The sequence below is a fragment of the Candidatus Omnitrophota bacterium genome, from assembly GCA_030688425.1.
Lineage (GTDB): Bacteria > Omnitrophota > Gorgyraeia > Zapsychrales > JANLHA01 > JAUYIB01.
Window position 1 is genome coordinate 151,589 of the sequence record JAUYIB010000027.1, and the last position, 13,595, is coordinate 165,183.

The following is a 13,595-nucleotide window of genomic DNA, read 5'->3' on the forward strand; positions in this document are numbered from 1 at the left end:
CTTCCCCTCCTCCTTGAGGGCCTACAGCGCCTGGGCCACCAGGTCGCCGACTTCCAATGTGGAATATCCCATTTTGCCGGCGCCCAAAGATTTGATTTTAGTGGCCACAAGTTTGATCACGGCGTCTTCAATGGCTTTCGCGGCCTTGGCTTCGCCGAGAGTTTCCAGCATCATGCCGCCGGCGCAGATCGCGGCCAGCGGATTGATCACGTTTTGTCCCGTGTATTTGGGCGCGCTGCCGCCGATGGGCTCGAACATGGACACGCCCTGCGGGTTGATGTTCCCGCCTGCGGCGATGCCCATCCCGCCCTGGATCATGGCGCCGAGGTCCGTGATGATGTCGCCGAACATGTTGTCGGTCACGATGACGTCAAACCATTCCGGGTTCTTGACGAACCACATGGTCGTGGCGTCGACGTGAGCGTAATCCGTCGTAATGTCGGGATATTCTTTGGCCACTTCTTTGAACGTCCGTTCCCACAGGTCCCACGCGTAGGTCAGGACGTTGGTCTTTCCGCAGAGAGTCAGTTTTTTCCTTTTATTGCGTTTGCGGGTGTATTCGAATGCGTAACGCAGGCAACGTTCCACGCCCTTGCGGGTGTTGTGGGACACCTGGAGGGCGACTTCGTCCTTGGTCCCCTTCTTCTGGAATTCCCCCAGGCCTTTGTAAAGCCCTTCGGAGTTCTCGCGGACCACCACGAAATCAATGTCTTCCGGTTTCTTGTCCTTGAGCGGGCAGAACGCCGCGTTGTAAAGTTTGACCGGCCGCAGGTTGATGTACTGGTCCAGGGAAAACCGCAGTTTGAGGAGGATGCCCGTTTCCAGTATCCCCGGCTTCACGTCCGGATGTCCAATGGCTCCCAGAAAGATCGCGGTGTATTTTTTCAGGTCGTCGATATCCTGGTCTTCCAGAAGTTTGCCGGTCTTCTTGTAGCGCTCGCCCCCGAAATCATAGTGGGTCGGTTCCAGTTTAAACCCGAACTTTTTGCCTGCGGCTTCGAGGACTTTCATCCCCTCTCGGACAACTTCCGGACCGGTGCCGTCCCCGGGGATTACGGCAATTTTATAGGACTTCATAGATTGGGCCTTTCTACTGGACGAAGAGTGACTTCGCTGCAAATGGTGTTGATCGGATTTGAAATTTTATTCCTGGTAACGCTTGATGATGACGCTGGCGTTATGTCCGCCGAATCCGAGAGAGTTTGACATCGCGGACTTGACGTCGATCTTGCGGGCCGTGTTCGGCACGTAGTCGAGGTCGCATGCCGGGTCGGGGGTTTCGTAGTTGATGGTCGGCGGCACGATGTTGTCGCGGATGGCCTGCTGGCAGGCGATAAACTCGATGCCCCCCGCCGCCCCCAGGAGATGGCCGGTCATGGATTTGGTGGAACTCACCGGAATTTTTTTCGCAAATTCCTTGAAAACGGTTTTCATCGCCAGGGTCTCGACTTCGTCATTGAGTTTTGTTGATGTCCCATGGGCATTGATGTAGGAAATGTCTTGCGGCGCCAATCCCGCGTCGTTCAGCGCCAGTTGCATGGCTTTGGCCGCGCCGGCTCCCGTGGATTCCGGTGCCGTCACGTGATAGGCGTCGGAAGTGCGTCCGTATCCGACCATTTCGCCCAGGATTTTTGCCCCGCGCGCCTTGGCGTGTTCCAGGGTTTCCATGAGGACAACCCCTGCCCCTTCGGCCATGATAAAACCGTCGCGGTTGAGCTCAAACGGGCGGCAGGCTTTTTCCGGCGCGTCATTGCGCCGGCTCAAGGCCTTGAGCGCGCAAAACCCGCCGACACCCATGACCGTTGTGGCGCTTTCGGTCCCCCCGGCGAGCATGACGTCCGCGTCGCCGTACTGGATGAAGCGGAAGGCGTCCCCGATGGCGTTGGTCGCCGTGGCGCAGGCCGTGGCGACGCAGGTGCACGGCCCACGGGCCCCGGTGTCAATGGAAACCTGACCGGCGGCCTCGTTGATGATCATTTTGGGGATAAAGAACGGAGATATCCGGCCAGGACCTTTCTCGATATATTTGGTGAATTCCTGCTCGAGCGTTTCCAGGCTGCCGATTCCTGATCCGATGAGGACCCCCATCCTGTCCAAATCCATGTTCTTGGTGTCCAGCTTGGCCATGGCGATGGCTTCGCGGGCGCAGACCACGGCGTATTGGACAAAGATCGCCAGATGCCGGGCTTCTTTTGTGGAAAAATAGTCCGCGGGATTAAAGTCGATGATCGTCCCGGCGATGCGGGAGTCGAACTGGCCGGCGTCGAAATGGGTGATCGGCCGGATGCCGCTGCGGCCTTCGACCAAAGACTTCCAGAATTTTTCCGTGCCAGTCCCGACCGGGGAAACGACGCCCGATCCGGTGATTACGACGCGTCTTTTATGGGGCATGGGATTTTCGGGCTCTTTTGAACGCGGTTATTGATGGAACCGTAAGAAGGCCTATAACAAGTTTGCCCCGACGGGAATCGGGGCAAATTTCTTCGGCTCGGTGATGGGAAACCGCCGCGGGAATTATTTCGTCCCGGTTTTTTCTTCGATATATTTGATAGCGTCCCCGACCGTCGCCATTTTTTCGGCGTCTTCGTCCGGGATCTCCACGCTGAACTCTTCCTCGAGGGCCATGATCAGCTCGACGGTGTCAAGGGAGTCGGCTCCAAGGTCATCGATGAACGATGCCTGGGGGGTCACTTCTTCCGGCTTGACCCCTAATTGCTCTGCGATGATGGATTTGATTTTGTCTGCAACAGCCATTGAGTAGCCTCCTTTTTCGGTTATCTTGTCTCCACCATACCTGAATATCAGCGTGATGGCGGGAGGTTTCTGCTTAGATCAGACAGCCAGTCCCCCGTCCACAACGATCGTTTGTCCCGTGATATAAGCGGCTGCCGGGGATGCCAGGAACAGGCAGGTGTCTGCCACATCCCGGGCCGTTCCGAATCGTCCTAAGGGGATGGCCTTCAGGATGTCCTCGCGGGTCTGGGCGTTGAGCTGGCCGGTCATTTCAGTTTCAATGTATCCGGGCGCGACAGCGTTGGCCGTGATTCCGCGGGACGCGAATTCTTTGGCAACGGATTTGGTGAATCCGATGATTCCGGCCTTGCTGGCCGCGTAATTGGCCTGACCGGCGTTGCCTGTAATCCCAATGATCGAAGCGATGTTGATGATGCGGCCCTTTTTGGCCTTCAGCATCGCCTTAGTCACCGTCTTGGTAAAGTTAAAAACGCCCCGGAGGTTTGTGTTGATGACGGTGTCGAAATCCTCGACGCTCATCCGGAGCAGTAAATTATCTTTTGTAATGCCTGCGTTGTTAACTAATATATCAACCCTCTTATATTTGTCAAGAATTTTATTGACGGTTTTTTGCACATTTTCCGCATCGGCCACGTCGCAGGCCAATGCCTCGGTTTTCCCTCCCTCCCGGGCGATCTCGTCGGCAACGGCCTGGGCGGTTTCCGCGCTGCGGCCGGTCACGGCCACGGTGGCCCCCTCCCTGGCAAAGGCCTTGGCGATTTCCTTGCCGATGCCGCGGGTGGAACCGGTCACGATCACGACCTCATCTTTGAATAACATGGGATACCTTGCGGGGGTTGGGCCTTAAAACCGCTGATATACACCCGTATAATAACAAGAGAAGCTGACTTTGCAAGTTAAAATTCAAAAATCCTGGGATGGACGGCGCCATTCCGGCGTTTGCCGCAGAGGGCGGGCCGGGGGCATGAAAAGACCGTTGCCCCGGGCCGCAGCCGGCCGGGAACAACGGTCTGTGATGGGCGTATGGATTTAAGAATCGATGAACTCGATCTCAACGTTGATGAGACCGCGTTTCAGGGGTGCTATTTGGGAGAACGCCGAACGCGTCAGGTCGATGATCCTTCCCCGGCGTACAAAGCGGTAATGGGGTCCGCGGTCGTTGACGCGCACGACAATGGATTTTCCGTTGTCACGGTTGGTGACCCGGACGCGCTGGTTGAACGGGGCGCCCCAGATCGCGCAGGTCAGGTCGGAATCGTCAAAGATTTCGTTGTTGGCCGTCCGGCGGTTGATGCCGGGGTCCTTTTCTGAATACCAGGATGCCTTGCCGGACATCACCGTCTTCCTCTTCACCTGGACAACGGCGGGCTTGGTGATTTTCGCGTGGGCAACCACTCCGCTCATGAACGTCACAATCGCTACCAGAAGTATCCTAAGGTTTCTCATGTTTTTCAATGCCTCCTTGCGGCTCGTAGATAATGGTAAGAAGGTATCACACCGCCCCTGGATGCGCAAGAGGCAAAGCCCTGCCCTTGTGGACCATAAGACAGTGGAGTCCAAGAGGTTGCAACGGTACGAAAAAAAACAGGGTTTTCAAAGGGGAATTCACCCCGTTGTTTGCGATTTTTCACGGTTGATGCGGGGTGCGGGGAACGTCGTCGAATATCGGGAATAGCGGAATTTTCAGCGCCGGGCGTCAATCCTTCAAGTTGGGGAGGAGTTCCAGGACGGATGCCTTCAGGAATTTGCGGGTATGGAAATCCGGATGGACCACTTTGCCGTTCCAGACGACGATGTCGAGGTCGATCGGGCGAGGGACATATCCTTTTTGCCGTTCGGTCCGGCCAAGAAGTTTTTCAATGCGGCCCAGCGCGATTTTCAGCCGTTGGCGGCCGAGGGAGGTCCGGAGCAGGACCGCGCCGTTGAGAAAGTCGCTTTGTTGCCCGGGGCCGATGGCCGTTGTCCTCACAAATTTTGATTCGGCCAGCAGCGTGTAACGGCGGGCGAGGATGTCCTTGGCCTTGGCAATATTGGTTTTTGGCTGGATATTGGAACCCAGTCCGATCACGGCGGTGTTCATGGCAGGGTCAAGGCTCGCGCTTACGGGACATCTCAACCGAAACGGATTTGGCAAAACGCAGGGCCTGGGGTTTGTCGATCCTGACGGTCGCCGTCTGCACACGCCGGTCCTCCGTGACGATCCCCAGGACGCGGTCCACGAGTTTTTCCAGCAACTCGTATTGCGATGATTCCACTTCAGTGATGACTTTTTTGGTGATGGCCTTGTAATCGACCGTGTCCTTCAGGTCGTCCGACTGCGCGGCGGCCTTGGCGTCATATTCAATGGCGATGTTGATGATCACGTCCTGTTTGTTTTTCCTCTCCCAGTCATTGGTGCCGATGACGGTCCGCAGACTCAAATCCGTGATGTGAATGGTGGCCATGGGGTCCTTCCTTTTGTTATTCGAGATGCTCTCCGCCGTCGCTGAAAATGATCTGGCCGGTGAGGTCGTCATTTTCCAGCAAAAATTGCAGGGACCGGACGATGTTGGCCAGGTCGCCTTTGCGTTTGAGCGGGATGTCCTTTGCCAGCCGGTCCAGATAGTTTTGCCCTTCGCCCTCGGGAGGCAGGATCAGCCCCGGCGCGATGCCGTTGACGCGGATATCCGGGGCCAGCGCGTATGCCGACATCCGGGTCAATTCATTCAACCCTTTTTTCGACAAGAGATACGCCGCGTGGGCTGTCCGGTCCCGGACGATGTGCGCGTCGAGGATATTGATGATATGGCCTTTTTTGCAGGATGACGCGAACAAGGACGTCAGGATGTAGGGCGCGCGCAGGTTGACCGCGAAATGGCGGTCGAAGTTGCCGAGGTCGGGTTTGCGCAGGCTGGATTTTTCAAAAATGGAGGCGTTGTTGATCAGGATGTTCAGGTCCGGGAAGCGGCGGGTCACGGCTTTGAATAAGGCCTGGACTTTCCCTGCGTCGGCCAGGTCAAAGGCAAAGATTTCGCAGTCGCCCCCTTCCTTCTTGATTTCCCGGGCGACAGCACCGGCGTCTTTGTGGGACCGGTTGCAGTGCAAGGCGACACGGTAGCCCCAGCGGGACAGGGCCAGGGCAAGGGTTTTTCCGATGCGGCGGGCCGCGCCGGTGACCAGGGCCGTACCTTTATAAGGGGGATGTGCCGGCATTTGGGAATGGGGTTCTTCGGGTCCGGACGCTCTGTCCGGGCTTTACCGGATGAGACTCAGGAATTCGGAACGGGTCGAACTTTCTTTGCGGAAAAGCCCGAGCATATAGGATGTCTTCATCAGGGAGTTCTGCTTCTCCACCCCTCGCATCATCATGCACAGGTGCCGGGCCTCGATGACCACCCCGACCCCGCGGGCGTTTGTGCATTTCATCAGCGTTTCGGCGATCTGCTTGGTCAGGTTTTCCTGGACCTGGAGCCGGCGGGCGAAGACATCGACAATCCGGGCGATCTTGGACAGCCCGATGATCTTTCCGTTAGGCAGGTAACCGACGTGGCATTTTCCGAAAAACGGCAGGAGATGGTGTTCGCAGAGAGAATACAGCTCAATGTCCTTGACGATGATCATCTCATCGTTGTCGGACTCAAAGATCGCGTTATTGAGGACGCTTTTGATGTCCTCCCGGTACCCTTTGGTCATGAACTGGAACGCCTGGGCGGCCCTTTTCGGCGTCGCGCGGAGTCCTTCCCGGGTGGTGTCCTCGCCGATGGTTTCGAGCAGTTTTTTGAAATATTGGTCCATGAGGGTTCCTTTGAAAGTCGCGTGAATGATAGCACAGTCTTTTCCCGATGTCAAACATCCAGCTCTGCCGTGGAGAAAAGGCGCGAAATCTCCCTCCGGCCCCGGAATAATTATGCTATACTGACTTCCGCAAAACGAAAAGCAACAATCCCATGACGGCAAACTCCCTGAAAAAATTGGTTACCAACCCCTGGCTGATGGTCCCTCTGATCCTGGCGGGGGCGCTGGTGGTCTTTGCTCCCTCTCTTCAAAACGGTTTTGTGAACTGGGATGACCCCGAGGTCCTGCTGGAGAATCCTCTGATCCGCGGGCTTTCTCCTGACCATCTCCGGCTGATGTTTACAACGCATCTGACCGGAAAATACCATCCGTTGGCCCTCTTGTCCTTTGCGCTCGAGTATCAGTTTTCCCCTCTGTCCCCGGCCGTGGCGCACGGGATCAATCTGGCGCTTCATTTGCTCAATACCATCTTGGTGTATTATTTTGTCCGGGGACTTGCGCTCCGCCCGGCGCTGGCCCTTGTGATAACCGTTTTGTTCGCCGTCCATCCGCTGCATGTTGAGCCCGTGGCCTGGGCGGCCTCGCGCAAAGACGCGCTGTTCGCGTTTTTTTATCTGCTGGGCCTGCTGGCCTACCAAAAAGGTTTGGCCCTCCCTTCCCGCCGTCCGGCCTTTCTTATTTTGACATTTGCGGCGTTTGCGTGCTCTTTGCTGTCAAAGGCCACGGCGGTGTCTCTGCCGGTTGTCCTGCTTTTGCTGGACCGGTACGAGAACGGCAAGATCAGCCGCGAGGATGTTCTCTGGAAACTCCCCCATTTTGTTATCGTCGTTCTCTATATTATCGGGGTCCGGGCGGCGGCTGGCGGAGCGGACGCTTTCCCGGCCACGGCGCTCAATCCGCCGCTGATGAAAATCCTGTTATCCGGCCAGGCCCTCCTGATTTACTTCGTTAAAATTCTTGTGCCTGTGAATTTATCGGCCTTTTATCCATTGCCGGAATACGCAAATCCGGGGCTCTTCCTGTCACCTCTGGCCGTGTTGGGGACGGGATTTGTGTTGTATCGCCGTTTCCGGACTCACCCTCTTCTTTCTTTCGCGATTCTATTTTTTGTTGTCACGATCGCCCCGACTTTGCATCTGGCCGAAATTAACGACTCCGTTGTTTATGACCGTTTCGCCTATCTGCCGTCCCTCGGGATTTTTTTGGTCATGGCTGTCGCGTTGGAGCGGCTCTGGACCGCCTGGCCGCGCAAACGGGTCCTGTTGGCCTGCGCCGTGGCCGCTTATGTCCTTGTGCTGTCAGCGGCGAGTTTCACCCGCTGCGGCGTGTGGAAAGACAGCGAAACGTTATGGAAAGACGTCCTGGCCATGCATCCGGGGTCGGCTGTGGCGCACCTGAACCTGGGGTCGCATTACGATGCCATCGGCCGTTATCCCGAGGCCGTCTTTCATTTTGACCGGGCGGTCGCCCTCGCGCCGAATTTCGCCATGGCCTATTTCAACAAGGGCAACGTCATGGCCAGGGACGGTCTTTACCAGCCGGCGATCTCGTATTACAACAAGGCCCTGGAGTTCGACAAGAATTATATTGATGCCTATATAAACCGTGGTAATATGTTCCTGCTTTCCGGACAGGCCGGCCTGGCCTTGAAGGATTACGACACTGCCCTGACGTTGAACCCCTATCATGTTCCTGCCCGCCTCAACCGCGGGATGTGTTTTATCGCTCAGAAGGATTACGCCAAGGCCCTGGCCGAATTCGACGCGGTCCTCAAGCTGGATTCCGCCAATGCCCTGGCCCTGGAAAAAAAACGCGCCCTTGAAAAGAAATTAAATCCTCCTTAAGCCTGAACCATGCGACTCCTTGCCGATTATCACATGCACACCCCTCTCTGCGGCCACGCCTCCGGCGAACCTGCGGAGTATGCGGCCCATGCCGTCCGCATCGGCTTGCAGGAGATCGGATTTTCCGACCATTCTCCCCTGCTGACGAACCCGGACCCGTCCATCACCATGAGCCGGGAACAGCTTCCGGAATATCACGCCATGATCGAGGACGTGCAGGCGAAATTCAAGGGCCGCTTGACGGTCAAGATCGCGCTTGAGGCGGATTATCTTCCGGGTTACGAAAAACAGACCAGGGACATCCTGGACAGTTATCCGTATGATTACGCGATCGGCTCCGTGCATTTCATCAAGGAATGGTGCTTTGACAACCCGGCCGATATCCAGAGCTGGAGCGGCAAGGATGTGGACAAGGTGTACCGGACTTATTATGACCTTCTGCGCAAAAGCGCGCAGTCGGGGATGTTCGACATCATGGGGCACGTGGACCTGGTCAAAAAATTCGGCCATCGCCCGGTTGAGGACATGGCGGAAGAAATCAGGAAGACGGCCAAGGTTTTTAAAGAATCGGGTGTGGCGGTTGAGATCAACACCGCCGGGCTGCGCAAGCCGGTGAAGGAGATGTACCCCGCCTTGAATGCCCTGACGATCTATCGCCAGGCCGGGGTCCCCCTCACCTTCGGTTCAGACGCGCACTCGCCCAAGGATGTCGGCGCGGATTTCGGCAAGGCCGTGGAACTGGCGCTGGCCGCGGGTTACAAGGAATACCTCCTGTTCAAAAAACGCAAAATTGAGCGGACCGTAAAACTATGATCAAGATCCTGGGCATCGACCATGTGGCCCTCAACGTCAGGGACCTCGACAAGGCGGTCGAATTTTATACCAAGGTGATCGGGCTCAAGATCACGGAGCGTGAGCCGTCCAAACCCGGGATTGAGTATTTCCTGGATTGCGGCCCCGCGCTCATCGGTATCATCCAGGCCAAGGATTTCGGCAACAGTCATCCGTTTGAGAATGAAGGGCTGGGCGCCAACCATTTTTCGTTCCGCATCCACGCCGATGATTTCGACCCGATGATCCGCCGGCTGGAAGAGAACGGCGTGCGGATTGAATTCGCCAAGAAGCGCGAGAAAAGCTGGTCACTGTATTTTTACGATCTGGACGGCAACAAGCTGGAAATCACTTCCTGGCCCCGCGAGGACGGCCTTTCCCCTGAACGGCTGCGCAAAGAGATTTATGATCCGAAAACCAAAACCTGGAACCCCTATTAAACGGTGAGGATTTGACGATGGCCAAACTCAAGCCCGGCGACAAGGCCCCGGATTTTACACTTCCTGCCAGCGGCGGAAAAATTGTGTCCCTCAAGGATTATCTGGGGACGAAGAAGGTTGTCCTTTATTTTTACCCCAAGGACGATACCCCCGGCTGCACGGTTGAGGCCTGCGGTTTTCGCGACGCGGCCAAGCCCCTGGCCCAGGTGGACGCCGTTGTCCTGGGAGTCAGCGCGGACAATGTCGCTTCGCACGACAGGTTTACCGCCAAGTTCGGCCTCCCTTTTTTGCTGGTCAGCGACGTGGACAAGAAAATGTGCGGGGATTACGGCGTGATTGCGGAGAAGAGCATGTTCGGCAAGAAATACCTGGGGATCATGAGATCGACTTTTATCATTGATAAGCAGGGTAAAGTCGCTAAAATATTTGAAAAGGTCAGCCCGCAAGGGCATGACCAGGAAGTTCTGGAAGCCCTGAGGTCTTTGTAAGCAAATGAGAAAATTTTTATTCGTTTTATTTTTGGTCGGCTTGACAGGATGGCTCAGTTCCTGCGCGACGGGGCCGAAGTCGCCGCGGGGTCCCGCCGGCCCGAGCACCGCCACCACGCCGGGCTCCTCAGGCCCGCGCGGCGACGCGATTCACATGGTCGGCCCCGGAGAAACATTCTGGCGCATCGCCAAAATGTACGACGTCCCCCTGGCCACGATCATGAAGGCCAACGGGATCTCCGATCCCAAGGATCTGAAGATGGGCCAGCGGCTCAAGGTCCCCAACGCCGCCAACATCAAGGCGGTCGTGTCCCTCTTTCCTTCCGACAAGTGGAAATATCTTATCATCCATCATAGCGCGACCGAAGAGGGCAGTTCTCTTCAGTTCCACCATTCCCATCTGGCCAAAGGATGGGACAAAGGCGTGGGGTATCATTTCGTCATCGATAACCGCACCAGCGGCAAACAGGACGGAGAGATCGAGGCCACGCCGCGCTGGATCAAGCAGCTCGATGGCGCGCACTGCAAGGCGTCGGACATGAACAGCAAAGCCGTCGGGATCTGTCTGGTGGGAAATTTCAGCGAAGATAAAGTTTCGAAGAAGCAGATGGATTCCCTGGTTTTCCTGGTGGAGACCCTGCGCAAATATTACGGCATCCCCGTTAAGAACATCATCGCCCACGGCCACGTGTCCGGCAGTTCCACGGACTGCCCCGGCAAGAGATTCCCCTGGGAAGACTTCAAGAGACGAATCAGATAGATCTTCCCCCCGTTCCTACCCCGCCCCATCCGGCAGCGGCACAAAGACCGGCTCTTCTTTCTCCAAAATTCCGATCGCGCACAGGACCTGGTCCTCATACTCGCCGAGCAGTTCAACGATGATCTGCAGTGCGCCGGTGGCCCTGACCTGCTGGACATATCCCTGCCGGAGCGGGAATTTCACGATGAAGTCCGACTTGGGGATCGAAGGGTAGGATATATCGGCCAGGTTGAACCGTACCTGGTCCCGGCTGTACCGCAGGACCCGGGAATCTCCCCAGTTGACGCGGAAACCCGGCGGGAGCCGGTTGATGTTCAGCGGGAGGACATCGTCCTTGGTCACGGCGAAGAGCTGGTATCCCTTGGGGTAACGGGCATTGAGCGCCTGGACCTGATTGTCCGGAACCGACATGGTATAGGTCGTGATGGACTTCTGATGCTTTGCGGTTTTGGCCTGTGAGCTGATGATCAGGATGAGGACCCCCAGGACGCACAGAAGGAATATTTCAAATTTGTATTCGGAGACCGGTTTGAAGGGCGGTTCGCCCGGCGGCATTTTGGGCAGACGGGCTTCTCTTCGTTCTTTGATTTCTTCCAGCTGGCGTTTTCGGCTTTTTCCCCGTTTGCCCATGGTGGTCTTGTGAATTAAAAATGGAAAATTGAGGATTGAAGATAGAAAATTTAGCTGTCGCGGTGAACGATGCCCGGCGCGAAAGCCGGCAGACAGACAGCGATGTATTCCGCTCCGCCCTTGGCAGGCGTGCTGTATTGAACCCATTCCCCGGAAGGGACGATCACGGCCTGCCCGGCCTTGACGTCCATTTTGTTTTTACGCGAGGCGACGCGGAGTTTTCCCTTGAGCACAAGGGTATACTCGTCGAATTCCGGCGTTTGTCCCGGCTCGACCCATCCGGACGGGCTTTTCATATGCGCGATGCTGACCTCGGCGGTCCTGGAATTGACCCGGCCTATGAATTCCTGGATGATTTTGGGTTTGCTCCCGGCGGCCCTAATCTTTGTCGGTTTTCTGATCAATTGCGGCACGATCCCCCTCCTGGTCTGACGATGTGTTCCAGCGTTCCTTGTACATGAAATAAACTTTTCGCAATTGACGTATCCGTGGACTTTGCGTCCCGTCACCCTGACCGGCGATGCCGTTCCATTCGAAATGCCAGTCGTTGGCCGCGAGGTCCTGCGTCAGCGGTTGGCCGCTCTGCCACCAGTTGTCCGTCCATTCGAACGCCAACCCGCCGATGGCGTTGTTGGGCTGCTTGGGCCCGCCGGCGGCGTGTGCCTCGATGTCCAGCCAGCCCTCCTCGTGCATACGGGCCTGGCGGTCTTCCCTCATGGCCAACTTTGTTTTGTTGACTGGGGGGTATCCTGTCCCGTATTCTGTGATCAAGACCGGCTTATCGTACTTCGCGTCCACTTCTTTCCATAGCGTGTTGAAGCCCTGCCAGTTCCGGTAGCTGTTCATGCCGAAGATGTCCACGTCCGGCGAGAATTTTGCGTAAACGTCCGCCATCATGGTCTCACCGTTGACGAGACAGACGGGATGGTTCGGGTCCAGCTCATGGATGCGGCGGGCGACTTCATTGACGAATTTGGCGTAATCCTCGGGATATTTCGCGCTGTTATTCTGTGTGTAATGGGTCAGGTTGTTCTCGTTCCCGATCGCCCAGATCAGGATGTAGGGCTCGTCCTTGAACTCCAGGACCATGTTCTCAACGCTCTTCATCATGTTCGTCCGCTGGACCGGGTCCCGGTAATCGGTCCCGTTTTTCCACTCGGCGCCCGAACCCACGGCGTACGCTCCGATCAGGTCCCCCATCATGACCCAGATGCCGTATTTTTCGTGCATCTCTCTCAGGAGCTTTTTGTTCGGGGCGTGGCCCAACAGGGTTGTCGCCGCCGGATTCAGGGCCAGGAGCTCTGGGTTGTCCGACGGATGGTGATAAATTCTCAGGGTGTTGGCCCCCATGTCCTTCAATAACTGAAAATCGCCGACTTCCGGTTCGTCTTCATCCCGCGCGCTGTTCAAATTCTTATCCACCCAGCTCTGGTAGGCGAGGTCGTTGCGTCCGTCGTTGTCGTCGTCGATCTCCATCCAGTCTCTCAGGGTGTTGTCATGGGCGGATTTTCCCACTTCGTTGGAAGTGTAGCAGATGCCCTTGACCAGAAAGGGCGCGCCGTCGACCAGCAATTGCCATCCTTTGCCGGTTTTTTCAACCTTGACGGTCGCGGCGTGAGCGTTAGCCGTGAAAGATGCCAGAAAACAGAGGATGAGGAATAATCTCATGGCGACCTTCTCCAGTCTTCGATCCTGTTGCTGGCCGGTTGACGGATCCTTTGGATGACGCGCCGCCCTTCCCTCATCTGCCTCTCGGCCGAGCGGGGCAGGTTTTTTGGGGGCTTGGCGCGCTTGAGCATGTAAGGATTTTCGAAAATCTGTCCGCCCCCGGCCAGGGTGACGCTGGGCGAAAACAGGCGGCCCTTGAGGACCAGGAGACCATCCTGAAAAGAAATACTGGCGCCGATTTTCATGTAGGAATCCGGGGACATGATGAGCTAACCCCGCTTTAACGGACACCAAAAATCGGATACAATAGCCGATAGGAGGTGTCTGATGAGCAAACGAGGCCGATATTCAAAAGACTTCAAAACCGAAGCCGTCAGGCTGTTAAACTTGGGGGATAAGCCTGCCA

The 13,595-nt window shown here is 56.4% G+C and carries 18 protein-coding genes; 5 read left to right on the plus strand and 13 right to left on the minus strand.

Features of this window, described 5'->3' with window-relative positions:
- Window positions 1-21: 21 nt before the first annotated feature.
- The 9 genes from Q8Q08_11215 to folE form a co-directional block, all read right to left on the minus strand.
- The gene (locus Q8Q08_11215) at window positions 22-1,077 is read right to left on the minus strand and encodes a 3-isopropylmalate dehydrogenase (protein ID MDP2654581.1); all 1,056 of its coding nucleotides are present in this window, start codon (window positions 1,075-1,077) and stop codon (window positions 22-24) included.
- A 66-nt stretch (window positions 1,078-1,143) separates the two neighbouring features.
- The gene (gene fabF / locus Q8Q08_11220; GenBank protein MDP2654582.1) at window positions 1,144-2,391 is read right to left on the minus strand and encodes a beta-ketoacyl-ACP synthase II; all 1,248 of its coding nucleotides are present in this window, start codon (window positions 2,389-2,391) and stop codon (window positions 1,144-1,146) included.
- A gap of 123 nt (window positions 2,392-2,514) precedes the next feature.
- A complete protein-coding gene (locus tag Q8Q08_11225) occupies window positions 2,515-2,754 on the minus strand; it encodes an acyl carrier protein (protein MDP2654583.1) in 240 nt (79 codons plus the stop codon).
- A gap of 78 nt (window positions 2,755-2,832) precedes the next feature.
- A complete protein-coding gene (gene fabG, locus Q8Q08_11230) occupies window positions 2,833-3,573 on the minus strand; it encodes a 3-oxoacyl-[acyl-carrier-protein] reductase (protein MDP2654584.1) in 741 nt (246 codons plus the stop codon).
- Window positions 3,574-3,783: 210 nt separating this feature from the next.
- A complete protein-coding gene (locus tag Q8Q08_11235; protein MDP2654585.1) occupies window positions 3,784-4,200 on the minus strand; it encodes a septal ring lytic transglycosylase RlpA family protein in 417 nt (138 codons plus the stop codon).
- 250 nt (window positions 4,201-4,450) lie between these two features.
- On the minus strand, window positions 4,451-4,834 hold the full coding sequence (gene folK / locus Q8Q08_11240; GenBank protein ID MDP2654586.1) for a 2-amino-4-hydroxy-6-hydroxymethyldihydropteridine diphosphokinase: 384 nt from the start codon (window positions 4,832-4,834) through the stop codon (window positions 4,451-4,453).
- Window positions 4,835-4,841: 7 nt separating this feature from the next.
- A complete protein-coding gene (gene folB, locus Q8Q08_11245) occupies window positions 4,842-5,198 on the minus strand; it encodes a dihydroneopterin aldolase (protein MDP2654587.1) in 357 nt (118 codons plus the stop codon).
- Window positions 5,199-5,214: 16 nt separating this feature from the next.
- On the minus strand, window positions 5,215-5,946 hold the full coding sequence (locus Q8Q08_11250; GenBank protein ID MDP2654588.1) for an SDR family oxidoreductase: 732 nt from the start codon (window positions 5,944-5,946) through the stop codon (window positions 5,215-5,217).
- Window positions 5,947-5,988: 42 nt separating this feature from the next.
- Window positions 5,989-6,528, minus strand: a complete 540-nt coding sequence (gene folE / locus Q8Q08_11255; protein MDP2654589.1) for a GTP cyclohydrolase I FolE — start codon at window positions 6,526-6,528, stop codon at window positions 5,989-5,991.
- Window positions 6,529-6,680: 152 nt separating this feature from the next.
- Here folE and Q8Q08_11260 point away from each other — a divergent pair, with 152 nt between their 5' ends.
- The 5 genes from Q8Q08_11260 to Q8Q08_11280 are packed head-to-tail and all read left to right on the plus strand — an operon-like array spanning window position 6,681 to window position 10,891.
- A complete protein-coding gene (locus tag Q8Q08_11260) occupies window positions 6,681-8,372 on the plus strand; it encodes a tetratricopeptide repeat protein (protein ID MDP2654590.1) in 1,692 nt (563 codons plus the stop codon).
- 9 nt (window positions 8,373-8,381) lie between these two features.
- Window positions 8,382-9,185, plus strand: a complete 804-nt coding sequence (gene hisJ / locus Q8Q08_11265; protein ID MDP2654591.1) for a histidinol-phosphatase HisJ — start codon at window positions 8,382-8,384, stop codon at window positions 9,183-9,185.
- A complete protein-coding gene (locus Q8Q08_11270) occupies window positions 9,182-9,643 on the plus strand; it encodes a VOC family protein (protein ID MDP2654592.1) in 462 nt (153 codons plus the stop codon). Before hisJ ends, Q8Q08_11270 begins: the two co-directional genes overlap by 4 nt.
- A 17-nt stretch (window positions 9,644-9,660) precedes the next feature.
- Entirely contained in the window at window positions 9,661-10,131 is a 471-nt protein-coding gene (bcp, locus tag Q8Q08_11275) for a thioredoxin-dependent thiol peroxidase (protein MDP2654593.1), read from the plus strand.
- Between the two features lie 4 nt (window positions 10,132-10,135).
- Window positions 10,136-10,891: an N-acetylmuramoyl-L-alanine amidase gene (locus Q8Q08_11280; GenBank protein MDP2654594.1), complete on the plus strand. Its 756-nt coding sequence runs from the start codon at window positions 10,136-10,138 to the stop codon at window positions 10,889-10,891.
- Window positions 10,892-10,906: 15 nt separating this feature from the next.
- Here Q8Q08_11280 and Q8Q08_11285 read toward each other — a convergent pair whose 3' ends face one another.
- The 4 genes from Q8Q08_11285 to Q8Q08_11300 are packed head-to-tail and all read right to left on the minus strand — an operon-like array spanning window position 10,907 to window position 13,434.
- A complete protein-coding gene (locus Q8Q08_11285) occupies window positions 10,907-11,521 on the minus strand; it encodes a hypothetical protein (GenBank protein MDP2654595.1) in 615 nt (204 codons plus the stop codon).
- A gap of 50 nt (window positions 11,522-11,571) precedes the next feature.
- Window positions 11,572-11,934 (minus strand): cupin domain-containing protein, encoded by a 363-nt coding sequence (locus Q8Q08_11290; GenBank protein ID MDP2654596.1) that lies wholly within the window; start codon window positions 11,932-11,934, stop codon window positions 11,572-11,574.
- Window positions 11,900-13,189, minus strand: coding sequence for a glycoside hydrolase family 2 TIM barrel-domain containing protein (locus tag Q8Q08_11295; protein ID MDP2654597.1), 1,290 nt, complete (start codon window positions 13,187-13,189; stop codon window positions 11,900-11,902). Before Q8Q08_11295 ends, Q8Q08_11290 begins: the two co-directional genes overlap by 35 nt.
- Window positions 13,186-13,434 carry a hypothetical protein gene (locus tag Q8Q08_11300; GenBank protein ID MDP2654598.1) on the minus strand — a complete coding sequence of 83 codons (249 nt, stop codon included), beginning with the start codon at window positions 13,432-13,434 and terminating at the stop codon, window positions 13,186-13,188. Before Q8Q08_11300 ends, Q8Q08_11295 begins: the two co-directional genes overlap by 4 nt.
- Window positions 13,435-13,595 lie beyond the last annotated feature (161 nt).

Excerpts from the sequence above, each read along its gene's own strand:
- Q8Q08_11295 (MDP2654597.1), bottom strand. The coding sequence starts at position 13,189 with ATGAGATTATTCCTCATCCTCTGTTTTCTGGCATCTTTCACGGCTAAC.
- Q8Q08_11235 (MDP2654585.1), bottom strand. The coding sequence starts at position 4,200 with ATGAGAAACCTTAGGATACTTCTGGTAGCGATTGTGACGTTCATGAGC.
- Q8Q08_11280 (MDP2654594.1), top strand. The coding sequence starts at position 10,136 with ATGAGAAAATTTTTATTCGTTTTATTTTTGGTCGGCTTGACAGGATGG.
- Q8Q08_11285 (MDP2654595.1), bottom strand. The coding sequence starts at position 11,521 with ATGGGCAAACGGGGAAAAAGCCGAAAACGCCAGCTGGAAGAAATCAAA.
- folB (MDP2654587.1), bottom strand. The coding sequence starts at position 5,198 with ATGGCCACCATTCACATCACGGATTTGAGTCTGCGGACCGTCATCGGC.
- bcp (MDP2654593.1), top strand. The coding sequence starts at position 9,661 with ATGGCCAAACTCAAGCCCGGCGACAAGGCCCCGGATTTTACACTTCCT.
- folK (MDP2654586.1), bottom strand. The coding sequence starts at position 4,834 with ATGAACACCGCCGTGATCGGACTGGGTTCCAATATCCAGCCAAAAACC.
- Q8Q08_11270 (MDP2654592.1), top strand. The coding sequence starts at position 9,182 with ATGATCAAGATCCTGGGCATCGACCATGTGGCCCTCAACGTCAGGGAC.
- hisJ (MDP2654591.1), top strand. The coding sequence starts at position 8,382 with ATGCGACTCCTTGCCGATTATCACATGCACACCCCTCTCTGCGGCCAC.
- Q8Q08_11215 (MDP2654581.1), bottom strand. The coding sequence starts at position 1,077 with ATGAAGTCCTATAAAATTGCCGTAATCCCCGGGGACGGCACCGGTCCG.
- Q8Q08_11225 (MDP2654583.1), bottom strand. The coding sequence starts at position 2,754 with ATGGCTGTTGCAGACAAAATCAAATCCATCATCGCAGAGCAATTAGGG.
- Q8Q08_11260 (MDP2654590.1), top strand. The coding sequence starts at position 6,681 with ATGACGGCAAACTCCCTGAAAAAATTGGTTACCAACCCCTGGCTGATG.
- Q8Q08_11250 (MDP2654588.1), bottom strand. The coding sequence starts at position 5,946 with ATGCCGGCACATCCCCCTTATAAAGGTACGGCCCTGGTCACCGGCGCG.
- folE (MDP2654589.1), bottom strand. The coding sequence starts at position 6,528 with ATGGACCAATATTTCAAAAAACTGCTCGAAACCATCGGCGAGGACACC.
- fabG (MDP2654584.1), bottom strand. The coding sequence starts at position 3,573 with ATGTTATTCAAAGATGAGGTCGTGATCGTGACCGGTTCCACCCGCGGC.
- Q8Q08_11300 (MDP2654598.1), bottom strand. The coding sequence starts at position 13,434 with ATGAAAATCGGCGCCAGTATTTCTTTTCAGGATGGTCTCCTGGTCCTC.
- fabF (MDP2654582.1), bottom strand. The coding sequence starts at position 2,391 with ATGCCCCATAAAAGACGCGTCGTAATCACCGGATCGGGCGTCGTTTCC.